We start from the raw sequence: 19,258 nt of genomic DNA, 5'->3' as shown, positions 1-19,258 counted from the left end.
AAGAGATGTTATGCTGCGCGACTTACTTTTTGTCAGCCAGCCGCCTGAATAAGGAGAGCAACGTGAAAGCACGCGTAAAATGGACAAATGGCCGCCAGTTCGTCGCTGAATCGGGCAGCGGCCACAGCGTGGTGATTGACGGCCCGCCCGACCATGGCGGCCGCAATACCGGCCCGAGGCCCATGGAAATGCTGCTAATGGGCATGGGCAGTTGCACGGCGTTTGATATTCTGAATATTCTCGACAAGGCCCGCGCCGACGTCACCGACTGCGTGGCGGAGCTTGACGCTGAGCGGGCCGATAGCGTGCCTTCGGTGTTCACGCGCATTCATGTGCACTTCGTGGTCACCGGCCGCGCACTGAAAGAAAAACAGGTCCAGCGTGCCGTCGAGCTATCTGCGGAGAAATACTGCAGTGCATCGATCATGCTGACCAACGGCGGCGTCGAGATCACCCATTCCTACGAGATCGTCGACGCCTGAGCGCCTTTGCATTGAAAAGCGTTCAAGCTTCGGTAAGCAGGCCAAAAAACTTGCCCTGCTGGATGCATCCCGCGCCTGGGGCGGGCATAATACGCCCGCTTGTTGAGCGCCTGGGATTATCAGGTGTTGAATTGAGTGCTCATCATCATGCGTCGCTAACGCATGACCGGTTCCGGCGTTGGCTCGTCGGGGTGTTTTCATCTGCCAAAGGGAGGCTCGGACGTGTCAGACAATCTCCGACTCCACGGGTTTAACAACCTGACCAGCTCGCTAAGCTTCAACATTTACGACATCTGTTACGCCAAGACAGAAGAGCAGCGTGCGGCTTATATCGATTACATCGATGAGCTCTACAATGCCGAACGGCTGACACAGATTCTTAAAGACGTGACCAACATCATTGGCGCCCATGTGCTGAACATTTCACGCCAGGATTATGAGCCCCACGGCGCCAGCGTGACGATTCTGATTGCTGAACATGAGCTGGATGAGACGGATCCCGAGCAAACAGAACCCGGGCCGGGGCCGCTCCCCGAAACCGTGGTCGCTCACCTGGATAAAAGCCATGTCACGGTGCACAGCTACCCTGAGTCCCATCCGGATAACGGCATCAGCACTTTCCGCCTGGATATCGATGTCTCGACCTGTGGCCATATCAGTCCCCTCAAGGCGCTGAACTATCTGATCCACAGCTTTGACTCCGATATCGTGACGATGGATTACCGTGTTCGCGGCTTTACCCGTGACGTAGATGGCAAAAAGCTGTTTATCGACCACGACATCACCTCGATCCAGGATTACCTGGCCGAAGACACCAAGCACGCCTATCAAATGATCGACGTGAACGTGTATCAGGAAAACATGTTCCACACCAAGATGCTGCTCAAAGACTTCGAACTGGATAACTACCTGTTCGGCACCTCGAGCCGGGATATCACCTTTGAAGAAGCGCGCGATATAGAAGACCGTCTGCGCAAGGAAATGCTCGAGATCTTCTACTCGCGCAACCTCGACTGAGGGCGCTCTGCTAGTAAAGTCCCGGCTCACCCTCAGGCCGGGTCTTGAAGCGCCGATGCAACCACAGATACTGCTCGGGGTGCTGCCGAATCGCCTGCTCGATAAACGCATTGACCCGCGTGGCATCGACCACTTCATCGTTGCTGGGATATCCCTCGAGCGCGGGTAGCCACTCGTAGGTGTAGGTACGGTCATCCGGGTTGCGGTAGAAAATCAACGGCACGACTTGCGCCCCGGTCATCCGCGCAATTTTGGCGGTTAACCGCACCGTCGCAGCCTGCTGACCAAAAAACGGGGCAAATACGCTGGCATCACGACCAAAGTCCTGGTCGGGTGAATACCATACCGAATGCCCGGCTTTCAGCCGCCGTATGACGCTGCGCAGGTCATGACGATGAATCATCTGATCGAACACCCTCAGGCGAGCGCGGGTCATGAAGCGGTCGAAAAGCGGGTTATTATGCGGGCGGTAGACCGCGTCCGAATGAAAAAACAGCGAATGCAGCGCGCCCCCCAAGTCCAGCGGCGAAAAATGCACGCCAATAATCAGAACGCCCTTACCCTGCGCCTGGGCCCTGGCAAGATTTTCTTCGCCGATGCACGCGACTCGATGTCGAAAATCCTCGGGGCTGCGGCACCACGCAACGGCGGTTTCCATCAGCCCGATGCCATTGGCGATAAAGGTTTGCTTTACCAATCTACGCTGTTCGTCAGGGCTTTTTTCGGGAAAACATAGCGCTATGTTGACATCGGTAATATGACGACGGCGCTTGGCAAACCGCCAGGCCAAGCGCCCGATACCCGAACCGAGGGCAATGTTCAGCCGCCAGGGTAGCCATGCCGCAATGTGCATGCCAGCAATGGCCATCCAGGTGAACCAAAAGCGCGGGTGCGCGAAAGAACGGGGATAGGTTGATCGTGACATGCGCCTCGCCATTTAACCAAAAGCGCCATGATAACGGCGCGGTACACGGGGCAACACCCCAGTCAGCAGGGTATAGCTGATGGTATCGCAGTGACGGGCGACGTCATCGATCGACAGCACTGCGCCATTGCTTGCGCGCCCCCACAGTACCACTTCACTGCCAATGACGGCATCCGCCACCCCGCTGACATCCACCGTGAACATATCCATCGAGACCTTGCCGACCAGCGGACAATGCTGGCCATTGACCAGCACCGGTGTGCCATCCTGGGCATGGCGGTCATAGCCATCGCCATAGCCTCCGGCGACTACCGCGATGCGGGAGCGTCGCGGTGCCCGCCAGCGCCCGCCGTAGCCCACCGGCTCACCCGCCTCAACGTCACGCAGGGCAATGATTTCAGAGCGCAGCGTCATTACCGGACGCAACGAGTCCGTGGCAGGCGTAGCGGTTTCCAGCGGATTGCTGCCATACAGCATAATACCGGGGCGATTCCAGGCCCCGTGGGACACCGGCCAGGCAAGGGTCGCGGGGGAGTTCGCCAGACACAGCGGCGCATCGAGTGTCGTGGCAAGCGCTTGCAACCGCGTCATCTGCTGTTGAAAATAGCGACTGTCAGCGGCATCCGCCGTGGCAAAGTGGCTCATCAAGTGCAGCGACGATGCCTGCGGCGCCTCGCTCAACTGCGCCCAGACATTGCTGACGTCCTCCGGGGCAAACCCCAGCCGGTGCATGCCGGAGTCTACCTTGATCCAGACAGGAATCGGCTCACGCGGCGAAAAGGCTAGCAGCGCCTCAACCTGCCATGCACTGTGCACCGCCATCCATAGCCGGTGTTCATCCACCCACGCCAACTCGTCGGTGCTGAAGATACCTTCCAGCAGGATAATGGGTGTGGTGATCCCGCCTTCCCGCAGTGTCACTGCTTCTTCCAGGCACGCCACGGCGAACGCGGAAGCATCCGCGGCCAGGGCACGCGCGCACTCAAGCGCGCCGTGGCCATAGGCGTTTGCCTTGATGACGGCGACCGATCGGCTATGTGGCGCGCACTGACACGCCAGCTGATAGTTATGACGCAACGCGTCTAGATCAATATGGGCCACCAGCGGGCGCATTGGGCTTTCTCGCTTGTTGCTTCTAATCAGGGTTCATCATTATGACTAAATAAAGTCACCGGGCACATGGCCCGGTGTTGGGAAAATTAACGGGAGTTGAAGGAAGGCCGTTAACTTTCAAAAATCGACGACAGCGACAGCCCCTGTTTCTCCAGCGACCGACGTAATTTCTTCAGCGCCTCTACCTGAATCTGACGTACCCTTTCTCGGGTCAAGCCGATCTCGGCACCCACTTCCTCGAGAGTGGCCGCTTCATGGCCGCGCAAACCAAAACGCCGCACCACCACCTCGCGCTGTTTCTCATTGAGCTCGTCGAGCCAGTGGTCAACATGCTCCTTGACATCACCATCTACCAGGGAAGCCTCGGGGCCATGGTCTTCCTCATCAGAGAGCGTGTCGATGAGGGGTTTGTCGCTTTCGCCGCCCATGGGGTAATCAACCGACGAGACCCTTTCGTTAAGCCCCAGCATCTTTTTCACCGTGCCTACCGGCTTGTCGAGATGCTCGGCGATTTCTTCCGCCGTGGCTTCGTGGTCGAGCTTTTGCGTCAACTCACGGGCTGCCCGCAAGTAGATGTTAAGCTCCTTGACCACATGGATCGGCAAGCGAATGGTACGTGTCTGGTTCATCAGCGCCCGTTCGATGGTTTGCCGGATCCACCAGGTAGCGTAGGTCGAAAAGCGGAAGCCACGTTCGGGGTCGAATTTTTCGACGGCTCGAATCAGCCCCAGATTACCTTCCTCAATCAGGTCCAGCAGGGTCAAGCCACGATTAAGATAGCGACGGGCAATCTTCACCACTAGGCGAAGGTTCGACTCAATCATCCGCGAACGCCCCAGCGGATCGCCCTTGCGGGCCAGTCGCCCGTAATAGACTTCCTCTTCAGGCGTCAGCAGTGGCGAAAAGCCAATTTCATTGAGGTAAATTTGTGTGGCATCAAGACTTTGATGCTGACGGTCCTCGCGCCCTAACGCTTTTTCGAAGGCCTCCTCGGCGGCAACGACATCCTCACCGTCGTCAAGTGCTTCTTCCACAGCGTTCAGGTCTACTTCCTGTAGATCTTTTTCCAGCATACTCATGCGTCTTACCCCCGTTATATCGCCTATCCGCCCTTAAAAAACCAAATGGGTCGCTTGGGCTTCCCATCGTTATTGTTATACAAAGCGTTCACGCCGTTACCTGTCGAATGAGTCGTGGCAACGCACGTTGCAAATGGCTGATACCGGTTAGCGTGACGGTAGAAACTCCAGGGGATCTTGTGGTTGCCCTTCGCGGCGTACCTCGAAATGCAGTCTCACGTCTTCCGCGTCACTATCGCCCATAGTGGCAATGACCTCACCGGCTTCCACAACGTCGTTCTCGCTGACATTAAGGCTGTCGTTATGCGCATAAGCGCTGAGAAATTCATCGTTGTGTTTGAGCAGGATGAGATTACCGTAACCGCGCACACCGCTGCCTGCATATACCACAATGCCAGAACCGGCGGCTCTTACAGGTTGCCCCTTTTCACCAGCGATATCAATACCGGCGGTGATGCTATCGCCCTGGCCAAACTCGCCCACCACATTGCCATCGCTCGGCCACTGCCAATCAATGGTTTCGGCTGGTGTATAAGTGCGGTCGTCGCGGTCAGGTGTCGAATCCTCACGAGCGGCCGTCGCCTGCTCTGGGGCCGTTTCGGCTTCAGGTTCCGGCGCTGTTTGCGCTTCAGCCTGCTCGGGCTGAGTTTGCTCAGCCCGAGGTTGATCGGGGGCTGAATCAGAAGCCGCCTGAGTCTCAGATGCCTCAGCCGTAGTGACATTTTCCTCGGCGTCATCAGCATCACGCTCAGCCGTCAACCGCTGATTGCGCTCAATGGCTGACTCATCGGGTAGCAACCAGTCCATTTGCTGATCATCACTCGAAGCGGGGGTAGACGCCTCGGGCGAAAGACCTCTTGCCACCGCACCACTGGCGCTTTCATTCGCTCCCGCTGAGGCGTTCGCCGACGTTGAAGACGTGCCCTCACGCAGGGCAATGACCTGCCCGGGCTGGATACGGTAAGGGGGCTCGATGTTATTGAGTTCAGCCACTTCGCGATAATCGAGATTATGCTGCCAGGCGATGCCGTAAAGGGTATCGCCTTCTTTGACCCGATACTCGGGGGAGCGCTCGACCGCGTCGCGGGCATCGCTTATATCACGCACCTGCGGGCCGCCGCTCTGCTGGTTGGCACAGCCGGCAACGGCTAACGCCAGTGCGGACATCATTACTATCTTACGCATGCAAGGCCTACTCCTTTTCAGCAGCGGAGGCGGTTTGGGGAGACGTTGGCGGCGTGCGACCAAGGGCACGCCGATGCAACAGTACAACGACCAGTGCGCCAAACGTCATCAACGCTATTACACCAATGAGTTGCGCGGATTCGCCCGTTAGCTGTGCATAATCGCCGGGCATTAAATATCGATAATCCAACGGAATCATTTCACCATCACTACCCAGTTGGTATCGCACCAGTTCTCGCCACGGCCAGAGCACGGGCAGTGAACCCATAATGAAACCTAACAATAATTGAAGCGTTGAGCCACGATGGCGGCGCAGCAACCAGGAGAGCACCCGTGAGAAAAGCGCCAGACCAATGAGGCAGCCGCCCCCAAACAGCAGGATGGTCACCCAATCAAAGCCGCGCACAGCTTCCATCACCGTACCGTAAAGCCCCATGGTGAGCAGTAAAAAACTTCCTGATACGCCGGGCAACAACATGGCACTGATGGCAATACTCCCCGCCACTATCAATATCAGTGACTCATTACCCAATGTTGACACCAGGGGCATTAATCCGGGTAGCCATTGAGCCAGCAGCAGGCCAACCCCTAGCGGGAACAGGTAGCGCAACTTGAAACGCGTTCCTGAATCACTCACAACAAAGGCCGAAGCAGCCACCAAACCAAAGAAAAAACCATCCAGCAACAGTGGATGTGCTTCCATCAACCACAGCGCCAAGTGCGCCACACTGAAAACGCTGATGACAATACCGACGAGCAGCGGCACCAGGAACGTCAGGTTAAGGTGCTGACTCAGCCCTCCCAGCCCGCCACGACGCCATGCACCAATGGCGCTTGGGCCGAACTGTTTGATGGTTAAGATCAGTTCTTCATAAATGCCGCTGATAAACGCAATGGTCCCACCCGAAACCCCCGGCACTGCATCGGCAGCGCCCATCCCGGCTCCGGTTAATAACAATCGTACGGGTTGACGCTTCAATCGACCACTCCTTGCAATAATGGAACAAAACGAACCGGTTCCAGGCGGCGTTTTTCAAACGCATTACCGACGCGTTTGATCTGGGTAAGCCACTGGCTGCCGTCTGATGCCTCTAGAGGGGCAATCAAGACGCCATCAGGGCTTAACTGCTCAAGCAGTGGTTCTGGTAGCGTTTGGGCGCAAGCGGTCAACAGAATGACGTCAAATGGCGCGGCGGCGGGCCAGCCTTCACCGCCGTCAGCAACGGCCAGCGACGCCCGGGCACCCAGGCGGCTAAGCCGGAAGGCGGCGCGCCGGTGCAGAGCCTCGATACGCTCAAGGGAAAACAGCTTATCGACCAATCGGGCCAGAATAAGTGTTTGATAGCCAGAACCAGTGCCCAGTTCCAGAACGCGCTTGGGTTCAGCACGCAGCACCAGCTCGGTCATGCGCGCAACGATAAGCGGTTGAGACAACGTCTGGCCAAACCCGATGGGTAACGAGGTATCTTCGTAGGCGCGGTGGGCCAGCGCTTCATCCACAAAAAGATGGCGCGGCTCGCTGGCCATGACTTCAAGCACCCGTGCGTCACCAATTCCTTGGCGAATCAGGCGTTGGACCATGCGGTCACGGGTACGCTGCGAGGTCATTCCGGTACCGCGCAGCTCTTCCTGTGACAGTTTAGGCGAATGCATCCAGCCAGTCTCGAACGTCGTTGAGCGCCTGATGGCGCGTTAAATCCGTTTGCAAGGGGGTAATCGATACAAAGCCCGCCTCGACGGCGGCAAAATCAGTGTCGTCACCATCGTCGGCATTGGCAGCCACCGGGGCAATCCAGTAACGGGTGCGCCCACGCGGGTCTTTAACGGCCAGCGGCTGCTCCGCGGGGCCGCGATAGCCAAGTCGCGTCACTTTAACCCCCTTGACGTCCCCCCAGGGCACATCGGGCACGTTAACGTTCAGCAGTGTGCGCGGCGGCAGCGACAGCTGGTCCACGGCCCCCACCAGGCTCGCCGCCAGGTGGCCGGCCGTAGCAAAGTGGCGATGGCCGCAGAGCGACATGGCAATCGCCGACATGCCCAGATTACGTCCTTCCATGGCAGCGGCAACCGTACCCGAATACAGCACGTCGTCCCCCAGGTTGGCACCATGGTTAATGCCGGAAATCACCAGGTCGGGTTTTTCATCCCACACGCCGTTGACCCCCAGGTAGACACAGTCCGCCGGCGTGCCGTCGACACTGTAGAACCCGCTGTCCAGTGCGGTCATCGCCAGCGGTCGCGAGAGCGTCAGCGAGTTGCTCGCCCCGCTGCGGTCACGGTCCGGGGCAACGACACGCAGATTGGCGTGCTTGGTCAATGCATCGTAAAGCGCCTTGAGCCCCGGCGCATGAACTCCATCGTCGTTGGATAGCAGCAAACGCCGCATGGAAAACTCCTTAATTGGTTGCCCGAGTCCCGGCACACGCCCCTTCAGTCCGGTGACGCGATCAATTCGCTGACCACCGCGGTGGCGAAACTGCCGCGAGGCAGAGCGAATGAGAGTACCACGCTCTGGGCTTCGCGGTTTAGCTGTGGCTCGCTCAAACGAACGCGTAATGCCCGCTGGCCGCGCCTGACTCCGCTGCGCAGCAGGCCCTCGCACAGCGACGGATGACGATCCAACAGCGCAGCCTCGTAGTCACCCGCTGCCTGCTGACTGATATTGCCGACGCCCCACAAGGGACCTGTCGGATGCACATCCAATGCATCGGCACGCGCGCAAAGCGTGGTGTCTACCTGGTCAACATTGAACACGCTCTGGGTACCGTCAAGCATTAGCGTATCGCCGTTAACTGGTTGCTGCCACTGGTTTTTCTCAATTCTTTCGCTAAGCAACTCGTTGAACAGAAAGCTGCGGGCGGTGGACAGCAAAATACCGTGACGATCGTCACGCTTGCGCCATCCGCGCGCCAACAATGCTTCTGCGCGCTGTAGATTGCGCCCCGCTGGCCCGAAGCGTTGCGACCCAAAGTAGTTGGGCACGCCCTGCTCGCATAGCAACTGCCAACGCTGGCTAACGTCATCTGTCTCTATCGCTTCCCCGCTCAACCGCAGTTGAAATCGGTTATAACGATGCACGCCACGCTTCAGCTTGCGCGGGTGTCGGGCATGCTGCAAAACGCTGATGCCGCCATCGGCGAGGGCCTGCATCAACCCCTCAGGGGCTTCCTTGCCGGGTAAATGCACGCTCAACCATTGGCGAGTCACCGCGACACGGTCCTTCATCCCCGAATAGCCAACGTCACGGGGTGCAACGTCACAGCGCTGACTGAGTATTTTAACGACCTCCAGGGTCGTCAGGTTGCGCTTTTCAATGTTCAGCCAAAGATGTTCGCCGTGCCCCTCCGGGGCAAAATCCAGCACCTCGTCGACCAAAAAGTCATCCGGCGCCAGACCAAACCTGCCAGGTTTTGGCGGACCGAGTGCCGCTTCCAGGCTGCGCTGCCAGCGGGGTAATTCAGGCATGGGGCCTCTCATTCAGGCCGAGCAGCACCACCGCTTCGGCTGCGATGCCTTCACCGCGCCCGGTAAAGCCCAACCGCTCGGTAGTGGTGGCTTTAACATTCACCTGGCCCTGGCTCACACCCAGATCGGCCGCGATCACCTCGCGCATGGCGCCCACGAAGGGGGCCAGTTTTGGCGCCTGGGCCATCACCGTGGCATCGATATTGACGACGTTATACCCTTCAGCACGCACCAACGCGATAACCTGACGCAAGAGATCGCGGCTGTCCGCCCCTTTCCATGCCGGGTCGGTGTCCGGGAAATGATGACCAATGTCGCCCAGCGCACAGGCCCCCAGCAGGGCATCGCTCACCGCATGCAGCAGTACATCGCCGTCGGAGTGAGCAATAAACCCTTTATCAAACGCTACCTTTACCCCGCCCAACATCAGATGATCGCCGGGACCAAACCGGTGGACATCAAATCCATGACCAATGCGCATTAGTGGCTCCTCTCGGTGGTATCACGCTGTGACGTAAGAATCGCGGCCGCCAGTGCCAGATCATCGGGGTGTGTCACTTTAAGGTTATCCCGTCGCCCGGACACCAGTTGGGGAGCATCGCCCAGCGCTTCCACGGCGGAGGCTTCATCGGTCACCAGCGTATGCCGGTTTCGTGCATCGTTTATCGCTCGGTAAAGCTGGCCGTAACGGAAGCCCTGGGGCGTCAGCGCATGCCAGAGTGCGTCACGGGGCTCACTATGCAGGCTGGCACCGGCAGGACTGGCACGTTTCATGGTGTCAGCCACCGGCATCGCCAGGAGCGCACCCGCGGCATGGTGCTGCACGGCCTGGTAAAGCGCCAGCAGATCTTCACGGGTCACGCAGGGGCGGGCGACATCATGGACAAGCACCAGATCGTTATCCCCGGCGTCGATGGCCGTGAGCGCGTTGAACACACTGTCCATGCGCTCTTCGCCACCAGTGACACGCTGCCAATCGGCAAACGGCACCCACTTTTCGGCGAACCAGTGGTCGTCGTCGTCAAGGCAGAGTACCAGACGCGCATTTGGGAAAGCGCTGTACAAGCGTTCCAGGGTATGGGCAAGCAGCGGGCGGCCCAGCAATGTCAGGTACTGTTTGGGCCTGTCCGCCTCCATGCGGCGTCCTTGACCGGCAGCGGGCACCACCAACCACAAAGGATCACTCATCGGGCAACTCCGGCCTGATCACCGAGCGGGCGTTGATGCCGACCAACTCCTCCTCGATGGCAACGCCTGGCACCCAGAAAAACTGCTCGTCGGTACGCACCATGCCCATATCGCTGCGCGCTCGCTCTTCAATCGCGTCCAGGCCGTCCTTGAGATCGGTCACTTCGGCCGCCATTCTGGCATTGCGCTCGCGCAGGGGCACATTTTCTGCCTCCTGAGCGGCAACGCGCTGCTCGAGTTGCTGCAAGTCGCGCCAGCCGCCATCGCCAAGCCAAAGTTGGTATTGCAGCATGCCCAACACCAGCAGCAGCGCGATTAATAGCCATCTGCGCATGACCGCTCTCCTATAAATGCCGCTCAAATACGTTTTGCCTAAATTGGCGCGCCATTATGCCATCAAGCCGCCCGACCAGCGAGTTGCTTTCATTTATACGGTAGCGCGGCAAAGGCCGCATCACGGTAGGCAGCCACTTGTTGCCCTTCTTCACGGCAAAAGGTCGCGACAGCGTTCGCGAGGCCGGGATGGGCCAGGTAATGCAATGAGCGCACACGCTGCGGTGCAAAGCCGCGCAGTAGCTTGTGCTCGCCCTGCGTACCCGGATCAAACAGCGTCAGGCCCTGCTCGAGACAGAACTCGATGCCCTGGTAATAGCAGGCTTCAAAATGCAGGCAGTCGGCCACCACTTCACTGCCCCAGTAGCGCCCATAAAGCGTCTGAGCGCCTCTAAAGTAAAGCGCTGCCGCAACAGGTCTCCCGTCAAGGCGTGCCTGTACCAAGAGCAGCGACTCGGGCATGGCATTGTAAATACGGGTAAAAAAATCCTGGGCCAGATAAGGCGGCCGCCCGCGCTCCTGGTAAGTAATGGCGTAACACCGGTAAAAATGCGTCAGGTCAGCAGGCGTGATCTGTTCGCCGACCAAGCGCATCACCTCCAGCCCCTGATCGGCCACCAGACGGCGTTCACGCTTGATCATTTTACGCCGCTTGGACGTCAGCGCAGCGAGAAACCCGTCGAAGTCGCCGAAGTCTCGATCACGCCACTGAAACTGCACGCCCTCGCGGCTGATGAGCTCGGGGCACTGGGCCTGCCACACTTCCACTTCTGACGTGTCCGCAAACAGCAAATGCCAGCTTGAAAGGTCATGGCGCTGGCACTGCTCCCGCCAGCCCTGGGCAAGGGCCGCGTAGACGACGTCTGTATCAGCGTCTTGGGCTACCAAGGCACGCGCGCCGGGTACCGGAGTAAACGGTACGGCACTCAGCGCTTTAGGATAATAATGCCCCCCGGCGCGCTCAAAAGCATCAGCCCACCCCCAATCAAACACATATTCGCCGTAGGAATGGTGCTTCTCGTAAAGCGGCATTGCGCCCACCAGTTGCGCGCCTTTCCAAACGGTTAAATGGCAGGGCTGCCAGCCGGTCGCTGGGCCTACCGAACCGCTCGCCTCCAGCGCATGCAGGAAGGCGTGACGTAAAAACGGCTGATCGGCATCTACCAGAGCATCCCACTGACTGGCCGACACAGCCTCCATGGCAGATAACACCGCAACCGATAGCGACACTGGCATAGCCTCTCCCAGACCTAGGGTTGGTTTCAATTAAGCTACTCTACACTATGCGGGTTCATTACCCTTACGGTACAAGCTCGTGATTTAACGCAACGAATTGCCTCGCGCCTGACATCAGGATCCATCAAGGAGACGCCATGACCTGCCACCTCAACGCCTGCCTGGAGACTCAGCGTCTCGCCTGCCGCCAGTCGCCTTACCCCACCCGGGCGGAACGACGTGAGCTTTTGGCCCGGCTGGCGCTGATGACCAGGCGCCACCGACACGCCATCATCGAGGCCATCCAGACCGATTTCGGCCAGCGCAGCGAGGTCGAGATTCAGCTTGCCGACATTCAACCGGTACTTGATGCTGTGAGCCATGCGCGTCGTCATCTATGGCACTGGATGCGCCCCTGGCGAGTCAGCGTCCCCTGGCGGCTACTGCCTGCACGTGCGCGTATTGCGCCCCAACCTCTTGGCGTTGTAGGTATTATCGCCCCCTGGAACTACCCCTGGAGCCTTGCGTTGATGCCGGTCGTTGATGCACTCGCGGCGGGAAACCGCGTCATGCTCAAGCCCGGCGAGCTCACGCCACACACCAGCGCCCTGCTTGGCCGACTGGTAACGCAGTATTTCAGCCCCCGAACACTGTGCGTGATTGAGGGCGACGCCACCACCGGCCAGGCGTTCAGCGCTCTGCCATTCGACCATTTGCTGTTTACAGGCTCGCCCCAGGTCGGCCGGAAAGTTGCATTGGCCGCTGCCAACAACCTGACCCCAACGACGCTGGAATTGGGCGGCAAAAGCCCGGCGTTTGTAGCAGGGGATGCCGACTTTACGCGTGCTGCCGACGCGATTATTTTCGGCAAGGGCATGAATACCGGGCAAACCTGCATTGCCCCCGATTACGTGCTGGTTGAAAGCCGCCATATCGATGCTCTGACCAACGCTCTGAGCCGCGCGATTTTAAAACAGCGCCCCTCGGCACGGGAGGCCACCCAGCCAATAAACGAGGCTCAGCGTGCACGCAGTGAAGCGATGCTCGCCGAGGCGCGTAACCACGGATGCCGAATCATTGACCACGGCGCCCACGCGCCCGCGCTGGTGATAGATCCCCACCAGAGGCTTGCCGTGATGCGCGAGGAAATTTTCGGCCGCTGCCTGCCAGTTATCAGCGTCAAGGACAGCAATAAGGCGCTTGACTTTGTCGCTGCGCGACCACACCCGCTGGCGATTTATGTATTCACCCAGCAACGCGATCAACAACGCCATTGGCAACACGCCAGCCAGTCTGGCGCCCTGGTATTCAATACCACACTGTTGCATCACGCCGTGCCGGGGCTGCCGTTTGGCGGCGTCGGGGCCAGCGGCCACGGGGCCTATCACGGCCGTCACGGCTTTCACCGTTTCAGCCACCTGCGCGGGATGTTTTATCTGGCCAGCCGCTCTCCTGCCACGCAGCTATACCCACCTTACCGTCGCTGGCTACTAAAGTTACTTCGTCTCATTTAAGCCGGGGAGCAAACGGCCGATAATGTTAATATAAGGTTTTATTGACACCTTCCCACGGAGCAAGGATGCCAGCACCACCAACCCTCGATAACGAGCCTCAGCGCCTGGACGCGGTGCATGCGCTTCGTGTCCTCGACACCCCCAGTGACAGGGCGTTTGAACGCTTGACACAACTGACCCGCGACCTATTCGATGTGCCTGTTGCCTTGGTATCGCTCATCGATCAAGAACGGCAGTGGTTTAAATCGCACCAAGGAATTGAGATGTCTGAAACGGACCGGAGCATTTCTTTCTGCGACCACGCCATCGCCCAAGATGGACCGCTCATCATTGAAGACACCCTTGAAGACGAGCGCTTTGCCGGCAATCCATTGGTCACAAGCCCGCCGCATTTCCGCTTTTACGCAGGCTTCCCGATACGGCCCCTCAATGGCATGGCCGTTGGCACTTTATGCATTATCGACTACCAACCGCGCCCATTCAGCGAACGTGACTTGAAGCTACTGGGTCGTTTAGCGGGTCAGGTTGAAGAACTGTTTCGCCACCACAAGCTGCAGGTTGAACTCACCCAGACAGCCAACCGGATGCATAAAGAGCAGCAACTGCTCAAAGTTCTCCACCACGGCATCACCGACTATCAGGCGCTCATGTCCGGCGAGCAGCTGTGGACCTTTTTAACGGAAGCCCTGAGCGAGCTCACCGACAGCGAATACACCTTGATTGGCGAGGTACTACCCGGCGATATCAGCAATGCGCTGAAGCTTAATGCCATTAAAGGCCCTTTGTGGAGTTCCGAATCACGTCATCACATAGAGCAACTGCTCAGCGGCGACATGGTGCTCAAGAACCCCAACTCGCTGTTGGGTAGGGTCTTTGCCCGTGGTGAGGTGGTCATCGACAACGATGTTAATGAGCATACCCAGCGCAGCGAGTTCCCGCTGGGCCAGGTGCAGTTTGGAAACTACCTGGGCGTGCCTATTTTCAATAGCGGCCAACTCATCGGCATGTTTGCCATCGCCAACAGCCGTCAGCAGCTGGACCAGCATCTGCTGGACTGGCTTCAGCCCTTCACCGACACCTGCGTGCTACTGATCAACCTTTACCGCCAGATGGCTGAGCGCGAGCAGGTCATGCAGGATTTAGCCAATACCCGCGATCAAGCCGAGCGTGCCAACCAGGCCAAGAGCGAATTTTTATCATCGATGAGCCATGAACTGCGCACGCCGCTCAACGCGATTATCGGCTTTGCCCAAGTACTCGGCCACAACCCCCGCGCACCTCTGAATGACAAACAAAAACGCCAAGTCAACCAGATCGAAAAGAGCGGCCACCATCTGCTTAGTTTGATAAACGACGTACTGGACTTGGCCAAAGTCGAAGCGGGCCAACTGTCGCTTTCCATTGAAGCCATTTCGTTGAACAGCATCCTCGAGGATGCCTGTAGCACCCTCGAGGCTAACGCCGAGGCCGCTGGTATCACCTTGACCTGTTCATTACCTGATACCGACTTGAAGATCAGTGCCGACTACACACGTACCAAGCAAATACTTCTCAACCTGCTGTCCAACGCGATCAAGTACAACGTGGCCAACGGGCGTATCGATATCCTTGCGCAGCATCAGAAAGATGTCGCCAAGCTCAGCATCAGCGACACGGGCCCCGGCATCCAGACCGACCGGTTGAACGAGCTGTTCGAACCGTTTAACCGCCTTGATGCTGAAGAAAGCCATGTGGAAGGAACCGGTATAGGATTGTCCATTACCCGGAAGCTAGTGGAACGCATGCATGGAGAGATTGGCGTCGACAGCCAGCCAGGCCATGGGACGACGTTCTGGTTCACGTTGCCAGTGTCGGCCTCCCCCGCCACTGAGCGCCCCGAAGGCGCTGACCGACAACACCTGCCAGAGACTGCAAACCAGCAAACACTGCTGTACATCGAAGACAATCCTGCCAACCAACACCTGATGGAAGATATTGTCGACGCCATGGAGGGCGTGACGCTTCGCACCGCATCAAGTGCTGAGATCGGCCTGGAAATGATGCGTTACGACATTCCCGCTGTGGTGATAATGGACTTGCACCTACCCGGCATGAGTGGCTATGACGCGTTGACCAAGCTGCGTACGACTCCCCTCTATCGCGATGTGCGCGTCATTGCCCTTTCGGCCAATGCGCTGCCCAGCGACATAAAAAAGGGCCTCAGAGCAGGGTTTGATGCCTATCTAACCAAACCAATCGACATTAAACAGTTTACTGACACGCTTAACCCGTTGCTGGGAGCGCCCATCAGGCAGGAGCCATGACATTCTATTCCAAACACGTATTGGTCGTTGACGATAACACTGTCAACATTGAGCTAATGCTCGACTTGCTCGAAAACCAGGGTTTTCACAACACTCATGGCATCAGCGATTCCCGCCATGTGCTCGCCTATTGCCAGCGGTCACTACCTGATCTGTTATTGCTGGACATTCGCATGCCTTACCTGGATGGCTACGCGGTTATCGAGCAGCTCAACGCGCACCTTGGCGAGCAGACGCCGCCGATTGTCATCCTCACGGCCCAGATTGACGACGAAACCAGACAGCGCGCGCTGGCGCTTGGCGTGCGCGACTTTGTTACCAAGCCTTTCAAGCATGACGAGGTGCTGCAACGCATTCTCAACGTGCTGAACGTCGAGCATCGCTACCACGTCCGCGACCGACAGGCCGACACTCTGGAACGCATAGTCAATGAACGCACTCAGGCGCTTTACCTTCAATCATGCACCGACCCCATTACGCGTTTACCCAATCGGCGCGGCCTTACTCAAGCCCTCAGCGAAGCGGCAACGCACAACGATGCCACTGGGCTATTGTTTATTGCCTTAGACCGCTTTGATGATGTCATTCGATTGCATGGGTACCGGATTGCCGAAAGGCTAATGAGCCATATTGTACAGCGCCTGGGTGAGCGCCTGAGCAACTCCCACACACTCGGCTTATGGGGTGGCAGCGAGCTGTTGGTGATTAGCGCCACCGATGACAAGCGTAAGCTTCTGTCGCTGGCCCATCACCTGATGGAAACGTTCGAAACCGACCAGCAGGTTGACGATTTGCTGCTGCCACTAGGAGCAAGAGTCGGCATTAGCCAAGCCCGCGGTGCATTTGATATTGAGCGGTTAGTCCATATGGCGACCTTGGCGCTACCACAGAAGAACGGCAGAGCCGTTCAGTGCTATAGCGAAACGCTCGAGGCCCAGCAGCGCCATCGGCTACACGTTCTGCAAGCCTTGCGTGGCGCCACCGAACGCGGTGAAATGTCGCTTGTCTTCCAGCCCAAGCTGCGCCTGAGTGATCAGCGTATTGTCGGTGCCGAAGCGTTATTGCGTTGGCACCATCCCGACCTGGGACACATATCACCAGGCATGTTCATTCCTCTGGCTGAAGCCAGCGGAGATATCTTTTCGATTGGCGAGTGGGTTCTGGAAGAGGCCATGAGGACGATCGCCGACTGGCGACAGAAAAACGTGTTCAGCAATGACTTTCACATTGCGGTGAACGTAGCCGCCCGGCAGCTGGCGCGCAAGGATTTCGCCGAAAGCGTCTTGCGTCAGTTGGAAGACCACCAAATCCCCGCGCACTTCTTCGCCATTGAGGTCACTGAATCCGGTTTAATGAGCGATATGCAGAACGCACGGCAACAGCTTGAGCAGTTTACCCAGGCCAATATCGCCGTGGCCATCGATGATTTTGGCACCGGCCACTCTTCGTTGGCGTATATCAAGACGCTGCCTTTTTCAACGCTGAAGATTGACCGCGCCTTTGTTATGGACTTGGAGGAAAGCGACGTAGAACGCCAACTGGCGCGCACCATTGCCCAACTGGCGCATAGCGTGGGCAGTGATGTTGTCGCGGAAGGCATTGAAACCGCGTATCAGGCCATGTACTTACGGGGCATTGGCTGTGAAACTGCTCAAGGCTATTATTTCTCGCGGCCATTACCGGCCGGCGAGTTCCTCGCCTGGTGCGATAATTGGCAGCCGCACTTGCCACCAACCTCCACGGAGACCGTTTAATGGCTCACGACTTGCTCGACCGGATACGCCAACGCCTGGAAGATCTCAACCGCTCGGAGCGTAAGGTCGCCAACGTGATTATCGATGATCCTGCGGCCGCCACCAGCCTGAGCATTGCCAGCCTGGCACAGGCGGCAAGCGTCAGCGAGCCGACGGTGAACCGCTTCTGCCGCAACTTTGGCGCCAAGGGCTATCCCGATTTCAAGATCAAACTTGCCCAGAGCCTCGCGGGCGGCACCCCCTACGTGACCCGGGCAGTCGAGCCTGGCGATTCCGCCACCCAGTACACCCAGAAAATCTTTGGCGCCACCATTGCCGCACTGGATGAAGCCCAACGTGAAGTCGACATGGGCGCCGTGGAACGCATGGTGGATTACCTGACCCAGGCCAAGCAGATCCACTTTTTCGGCCTTGGGGCCTCCGGTGCGGTGGCGCAGGATGCCCAGCACAAGTTCTTCCGCTTCAACCTGCCGGTCATGGTGCACATCGATGTACTGATGCAACGCATGGTTGCCGCTGCCTGCCATACAGGCGATGTGGTAGTGATCATTTCCTATACCGGGCGCACCCGTGAACTGGTCGACATTGCTCGCGTCGCCCGCGAAGCGGGCGCTGTGGTGCTGGGCATCACAGCGCCGGATTCACCGCTTTCCCAGGAATGCACCGCCACCCTTGAAGTCGCGACGCCGGAAGACACTGACCATTACATGCCCATGACGTCACGCGTGATTCAACTGACGCTGATCGATGCGCTGGCCACCGGTGTGACGCTCAGGCGCGGCGAGGATTTCCTGCCGCACCTCAAAAAGATCAAGGACAGCCTACGGGAAACACGCTTCCCTGTTCCCAAAAACACCTAGGGCGTTTAATCGGTCACAGCAGCGCAAACGGTAATCTCGACCCTCAGCTCGTCGGCAGGCATCGGTGCACATACACAGGTGCGTGCCGGCGCATGGCCTTCCGGCACCCAGGCATCCCAAACGGCATTCATCGCCGCGAAATCGCTACCGTCCTTGAGGTAGATCGTGGCGGTCAGCAGCTGCTCTCGAGACGAGCCAATCTCGCTCAACAGGTCATCCACCCGCGCCAGCATGCTTTCGGTTTGTGCCGTGATATCGTCGTAACGCGCCTCTGGCCCGGCAACCTGGCCACACAGGTGGGCCACACCCTGATGGATGACCGCACGGCTCATACGGGCTTTGGTGTCGTGGCGTTCAATTGTCATGGGGTTCCTCGTTATCGTTGAATCCGTTGTCATTCGGCCTATTCGGCACAGCCGATGCACTTGAGCACCAGCGGGTCGCTTTCCAGACGCTTAATGTTAATCCACTCGCCGCATTTGATACATTCACCGAAGACACCCTGTTCGAGGCGCTGTAGTGCGCCCGCGATACGCGTCACGTTTTGCTGGCGACGCTGCTCTTCGGCCTTGGCCATGGCCTGCCCCTGAAGGGCGTCCATACGCGACAGCCGACCTACCGAGGTTTGATCCAGCGTCACCGTATCCCGAGCCCCGGCACTGCCAGCACTTTCGTCGATCAGCGTTTCGCGCAGGGTGATTAAACGGGCCTTCATGGCCTCCACGTCTACATCGGGATGGTTCATCGCCGCCTCCTTAGGATCTGCTGTTATACTTGGAGAATTAACCTTTTACGAGCGCCCCTTCGCCCGCTTGTTTCGCAAAG

Annotated in this window: 20 protein-coding genes; 6 read left to right on the top strand and 14 right to left on the bottom strand. The window is 58.2% G+C overall.

The window, feature by feature from the left end; genetic code table 11:
- Positions 1-62: 62 nt before the first annotated feature.
- Positions 63-482 (top strand): OsmC family protein, encoded by a 420-nt coding sequence (locus tag B7L15_RS01175; RefSeq protein ID WP_085917219.1) that lies wholly within the window; start codon positions 63-65, stop codon positions 480-482.
- Between the two features lie 222 nt (positions 483-704).
- Complete coding sequence (speD, locus tag B7L15_RS01170) at positions 705-1,499, top strand: adenosylmethionine decarboxylase (protein WP_085917218.1); 795 nt, start codon at positions 705-707, stop codon at positions 1,497-1,499.
- 10 nt (positions 1,500-1,509) lie between these two features.
- Here the strand turns inward: speD and lpxL are convergent, their stop codons facing one another.
- The 12 genes from lpxL to B7L15_RS01110 form a co-directional block, all read right to left on the bottom strand.
- The gene (gene lpxL, locus B7L15_RS01165) at positions 1,510-2,424 is read right to left on the bottom strand and encodes an LpxL/LpxP family Kdo(2)-lipid IV(A) lauroyl/palmitoleoyl acyltransferase (protein WP_085917217.1); all 915 of its coding nucleotides are present in this window, start codon (positions 2,422-2,424) and stop codon (positions 1,510-1,512) included.
- Positions 2,425-2,436: 12 nt separating this feature from the next.
- Positions 2,437-3,537, bottom strand: a complete 1,101-nt coding sequence (alr, locus tag B7L15_RS01160; RefSeq protein ID WP_085917216.1) for an alanine racemase — start codon at positions 3,535-3,537, stop codon at positions 2,437-2,439.
- 110 nt (positions 3,538-3,647) lie between these two features.
- The gene (gene rpoS / locus B7L15_RS01155; protein WP_085917215.1) at positions 3,648-4,616 is read right to left on the bottom strand and encodes an RNA polymerase sigma factor RpoS; all 969 of its coding nucleotides are present in this window, start codon (positions 4,614-4,616) and stop codon (positions 3,648-3,650) included.
- A gap of 147 nt (positions 4,617-4,763) precedes the next feature.
- Positions 4,764-5,801 carry a peptidoglycan DD-metalloendopeptidase family protein gene (locus tag B7L15_RS01150; RefSeq protein WP_085917214.1) on the bottom strand — a complete coding sequence of 346 codons (1,038 nt, stop codon included), beginning with the start codon at positions 5,799-5,801 and terminating at the stop codon, positions 4,764-4,766.
- 7 nt (positions 5,802-5,808) lie between these two features.
- Positions 5,809-6,780, bottom strand: coding sequence for a DUF368 domain-containing protein (locus B7L15_RS01145; protein WP_085917213.1), 972 nt, complete (start codon positions 6,778-6,780; stop codon positions 5,809-5,811).
- The gene (locus tag B7L15_RS01140) at positions 6,777-7,454 is read right to left on the bottom strand and encodes a protein-L-isoaspartate(D-aspartate) O-methyltransferase (RefSeq protein ID WP_085917212.1); all 678 of its coding nucleotides are present in this window, start codon (positions 7,452-7,454) and stop codon (positions 6,777-6,779) included. Before B7L15_RS01140 ends, B7L15_RS01145 begins: the two co-directional genes overlap by 4 nt.
- Positions 7,441-8,187: a 5'/3'-nucleotidase SurE gene (gene surE, locus B7L15_RS01135; protein ID WP_085917211.1), complete on the bottom strand. Its 747-nt coding sequence runs from the start codon at positions 8,185-8,187 to the stop codon at positions 7,441-7,443. Before surE ends, B7L15_RS01140 begins: the two co-directional genes overlap by 14 nt.
- Before the next feature lie 44 nt (positions 8,188-8,231).
- Positions 8,232-9,266, bottom strand: coding sequence for a tRNA pseudouridine(13) synthase TruD (gene truD, locus B7L15_RS01130; protein WP_085917210.1), 1,035 nt, complete (start codon positions 9,264-9,266; stop codon positions 8,232-8,234).
- The gene (ispF, locus tag B7L15_RS01125; RefSeq protein ID WP_085917209.1) at positions 9,259-9,747 is read right to left on the bottom strand and encodes a 2-C-methyl-D-erythritol 2,4-cyclodiphosphate synthase; all 489 of its coding nucleotides are present in this window, start codon (positions 9,745-9,747) and stop codon (positions 9,259-9,261) included. The genes truD and ispF overlap by 8 nt, the downstream gene beginning before the upstream one ends.
- Positions 9,747-10,454 (bottom strand): 2-C-methyl-D-erythritol 4-phosphate cytidylyltransferase, encoded by a 708-nt coding sequence (gene ispD, locus B7L15_RS01120; RefSeq protein WP_085917208.1) that lies wholly within the window; start codon positions 10,452-10,454, stop codon positions 9,747-9,749. The genes ispF and ispD overlap by 1 nt, the downstream gene beginning before the upstream one ends.
- Entirely contained in the window at positions 10,447-10,788 is a 342-nt protein-coding gene (gene ftsB / locus B7L15_RS01115) for a cell division protein FtsB (protein WP_085917207.1), read from the bottom strand. Before ftsB ends, ispD begins: the two co-directional genes overlap by 8 nt.
- A gap of 89 nt (positions 10,789-10,877) precedes the next feature.
- Complete coding sequence (locus B7L15_RS01110) at positions 10,878-12,023, bottom strand: GNAT family N-acetyltransferase (protein ID WP_085917206.1); 1,146 nt, start codon at positions 12,021-12,023, stop codon at positions 10,878-10,880.
- A gap of 137 nt (positions 12,024-12,160) precedes the next feature.
- Between B7L15_RS01110 and B7L15_RS01105 the strand changes: the two genes are divergently transcribed.
- From B7L15_RS01105 to B7L15_RS01090, 4 genes are all read left to right on the top strand, one after another.
- Positions 12,161-13,516, top strand: a complete 1,356-nt coding sequence (locus tag B7L15_RS01105) for an aldehyde dehydrogenase family protein (protein WP_085917205.1) — start codon at positions 12,161-12,163, stop codon at positions 13,514-13,516.
- Positions 13,517-13,581: 65 nt separating this feature from the next.
- The gene (locus B7L15_RS01100; RefSeq protein ID WP_085917204.1) at positions 13,582-15,819 is read left to right on the top strand and encodes a hybrid sensor histidine kinase/response regulator; all 2,238 of its coding nucleotides are present in this window, start codon (positions 13,582-13,584) and stop codon (positions 15,817-15,819) included.
- Entirely contained in the window at positions 15,816-17,573 is a 1,758-nt protein-coding gene (locus tag B7L15_RS01095; protein ID WP_085917203.1) for a putative bifunctional diguanylate cyclase/phosphodiesterase, read from the top strand. Before B7L15_RS01100 ends, B7L15_RS01095 begins: the two co-directional genes overlap by 4 nt.
- Complete coding sequence (locus B7L15_RS01090) at positions 17,573-18,433, top strand: MurR/RpiR family transcriptional regulator (RefSeq protein ID WP_085917202.1); 861 nt, start codon at positions 17,573-17,575, stop codon at positions 18,431-18,433. Before B7L15_RS01095 ends, B7L15_RS01090 begins: the two co-directional genes overlap by 1 nt.
- A 5-nt stretch (positions 18,434-18,438) precedes the next feature.
- Here the strand turns inward: B7L15_RS01090 and B7L15_RS01085 are convergent, their stop codons facing one another.
- Together B7L15_RS01085 and B7L15_RS01080 are read right to left on the bottom strand one after the other, a co-directional pair.
- Positions 18,439-18,798, bottom strand: coding sequence for a RidA family protein (locus B7L15_RS01085; RefSeq protein WP_085917201.1), 360 nt, complete (start codon positions 18,796-18,798; stop codon positions 18,439-18,441).
- 38 nt (positions 18,799-18,836) lie between these two features.
- Complete coding sequence (locus B7L15_RS01080) at positions 18,837-19,178, bottom strand: TraR/DksA family transcriptional regulator (RefSeq protein ID WP_085917200.1); 342 nt, start codon at positions 19,176-19,178, stop codon at positions 18,837-18,839.
- Between the last annotated feature and the right edge of the window lie 80 nt (positions 19,179-19,258).

It is taken from the genome of Halomonas sp. CSM-2 (genome assembly GCF_002119345.1).
Taxonomy (GTDB): domain Bacteria; phylum Pseudomonadota; class Gammaproteobacteria; order Pseudomonadales; family Halomonadaceae; genus Vreelandella; species Vreelandella janggokensis.
The sequence above is the reverse complement of the archived record's forward strand: the minus strand, read 5'-3'. Positions and strand labels throughout refer to the sequence as shown.

Coding starts and splice junctions, on each gene's coding strand:
- B7L15_RS01150 (WP_085917214.1), bottom strand. CDS start 5,801: ATGCGTAAGATAGTAATGATGTCCGCACTGGCGTTAGCCGTTGCCGGC.
- B7L15_RS01140 (WP_085917212.1), bottom strand. CDS start 7,454: ATGCATTCGCCTAAACTGTCACAGGAAGAGCTGCGCGGTACCGGAATG.
- lpxL (WP_085917217.1), bottom strand. CDS start 2,424: ATGTCACGATCAACCTATCCCCGTTCTTTCGCGCACCCGCGCTTTTGG.
- ispD (WP_085917208.1), bottom strand. CDS start 10,454: ATGAGTGATCCTTTGTGGTTGGTGGTGCCCGCTGCCGGTCAAGGACGC.
- B7L15_RS01080 (WP_085917200.1), bottom strand. CDS start 19,178: ATGAACCATCCCGATGTAGACGTGGAGGCCATGAAGGCCCGTTTAATC.
- B7L15_RS01100 (WP_085917204.1), top strand. CDS start 13,582: ATGCCAGCACCACCAACCCTCGATAACGAGCCTCAGCGCCTGGACGCG.
- ispF (WP_085917209.1), bottom strand. CDS start 9,747: ATGCGCATTGGTCATGGATTTGATGTCCACCGGTTTGGTCCCGGCGAT.
- surE (WP_085917211.1), bottom strand. CDS start 8,187: ATGCGGCGTTTGCTGCTATCCAACGACGATGGAGTTCATGCGCCGGGG.
- B7L15_RS01085 (WP_085917201.1), bottom strand. CDS start 18,798: ATGACAATTGAACGCCACGACACCAAAGCCCGTATGAGCCGTGCGGTC.
- B7L15_RS01105 (WP_085917205.1), top strand. CDS start 12,161: ATGACCTGCCACCTCAACGCCTGCCTGGAGACTCAGCGTCTCGCCTGC.
- rpoS (WP_085917215.1), bottom strand. CDS start 4,616: ATGAGTATGCTGGAAAAAGATCTACAGGAAGTAGACCTGAACGCTGTG.
- alr (WP_085917216.1), bottom strand. CDS start 3,537: ATGCGCCCGCTGGTGGCCCATATTGATCTAGACGCGTTGCGTCATAAC.
- B7L15_RS01095 (WP_085917203.1), top strand. CDS start 15,816: ATGACATTCTATTCCAAACACGTATTGGTCGTTGACGATAACACTGTC.
- ftsB (WP_085917207.1), bottom strand. CDS start 10,788: ATGCGCAGATGGCTATTAATCGCGCTGCTGCTGGTGTTGGGCATGCTG.
- B7L15_RS01110 (WP_085917206.1), bottom strand. CDS start 12,023: ATGCCAGTGTCGCTATCGGTTGCGGTGTTATCTGCCATGGAGGCTGTG.
- B7L15_RS01090 (WP_085917202.1), top strand. CDS start 17,573: ATGGCTCACGACTTGCTCGACCGGATACGCCAACGCCTGGAAGATCTC.
- truD (WP_085917210.1), bottom strand. CDS start 9,266: ATGCCTGAATTACCCCGCTGGCAGCGCAGCCTGGAAGCGGCACTCGGT.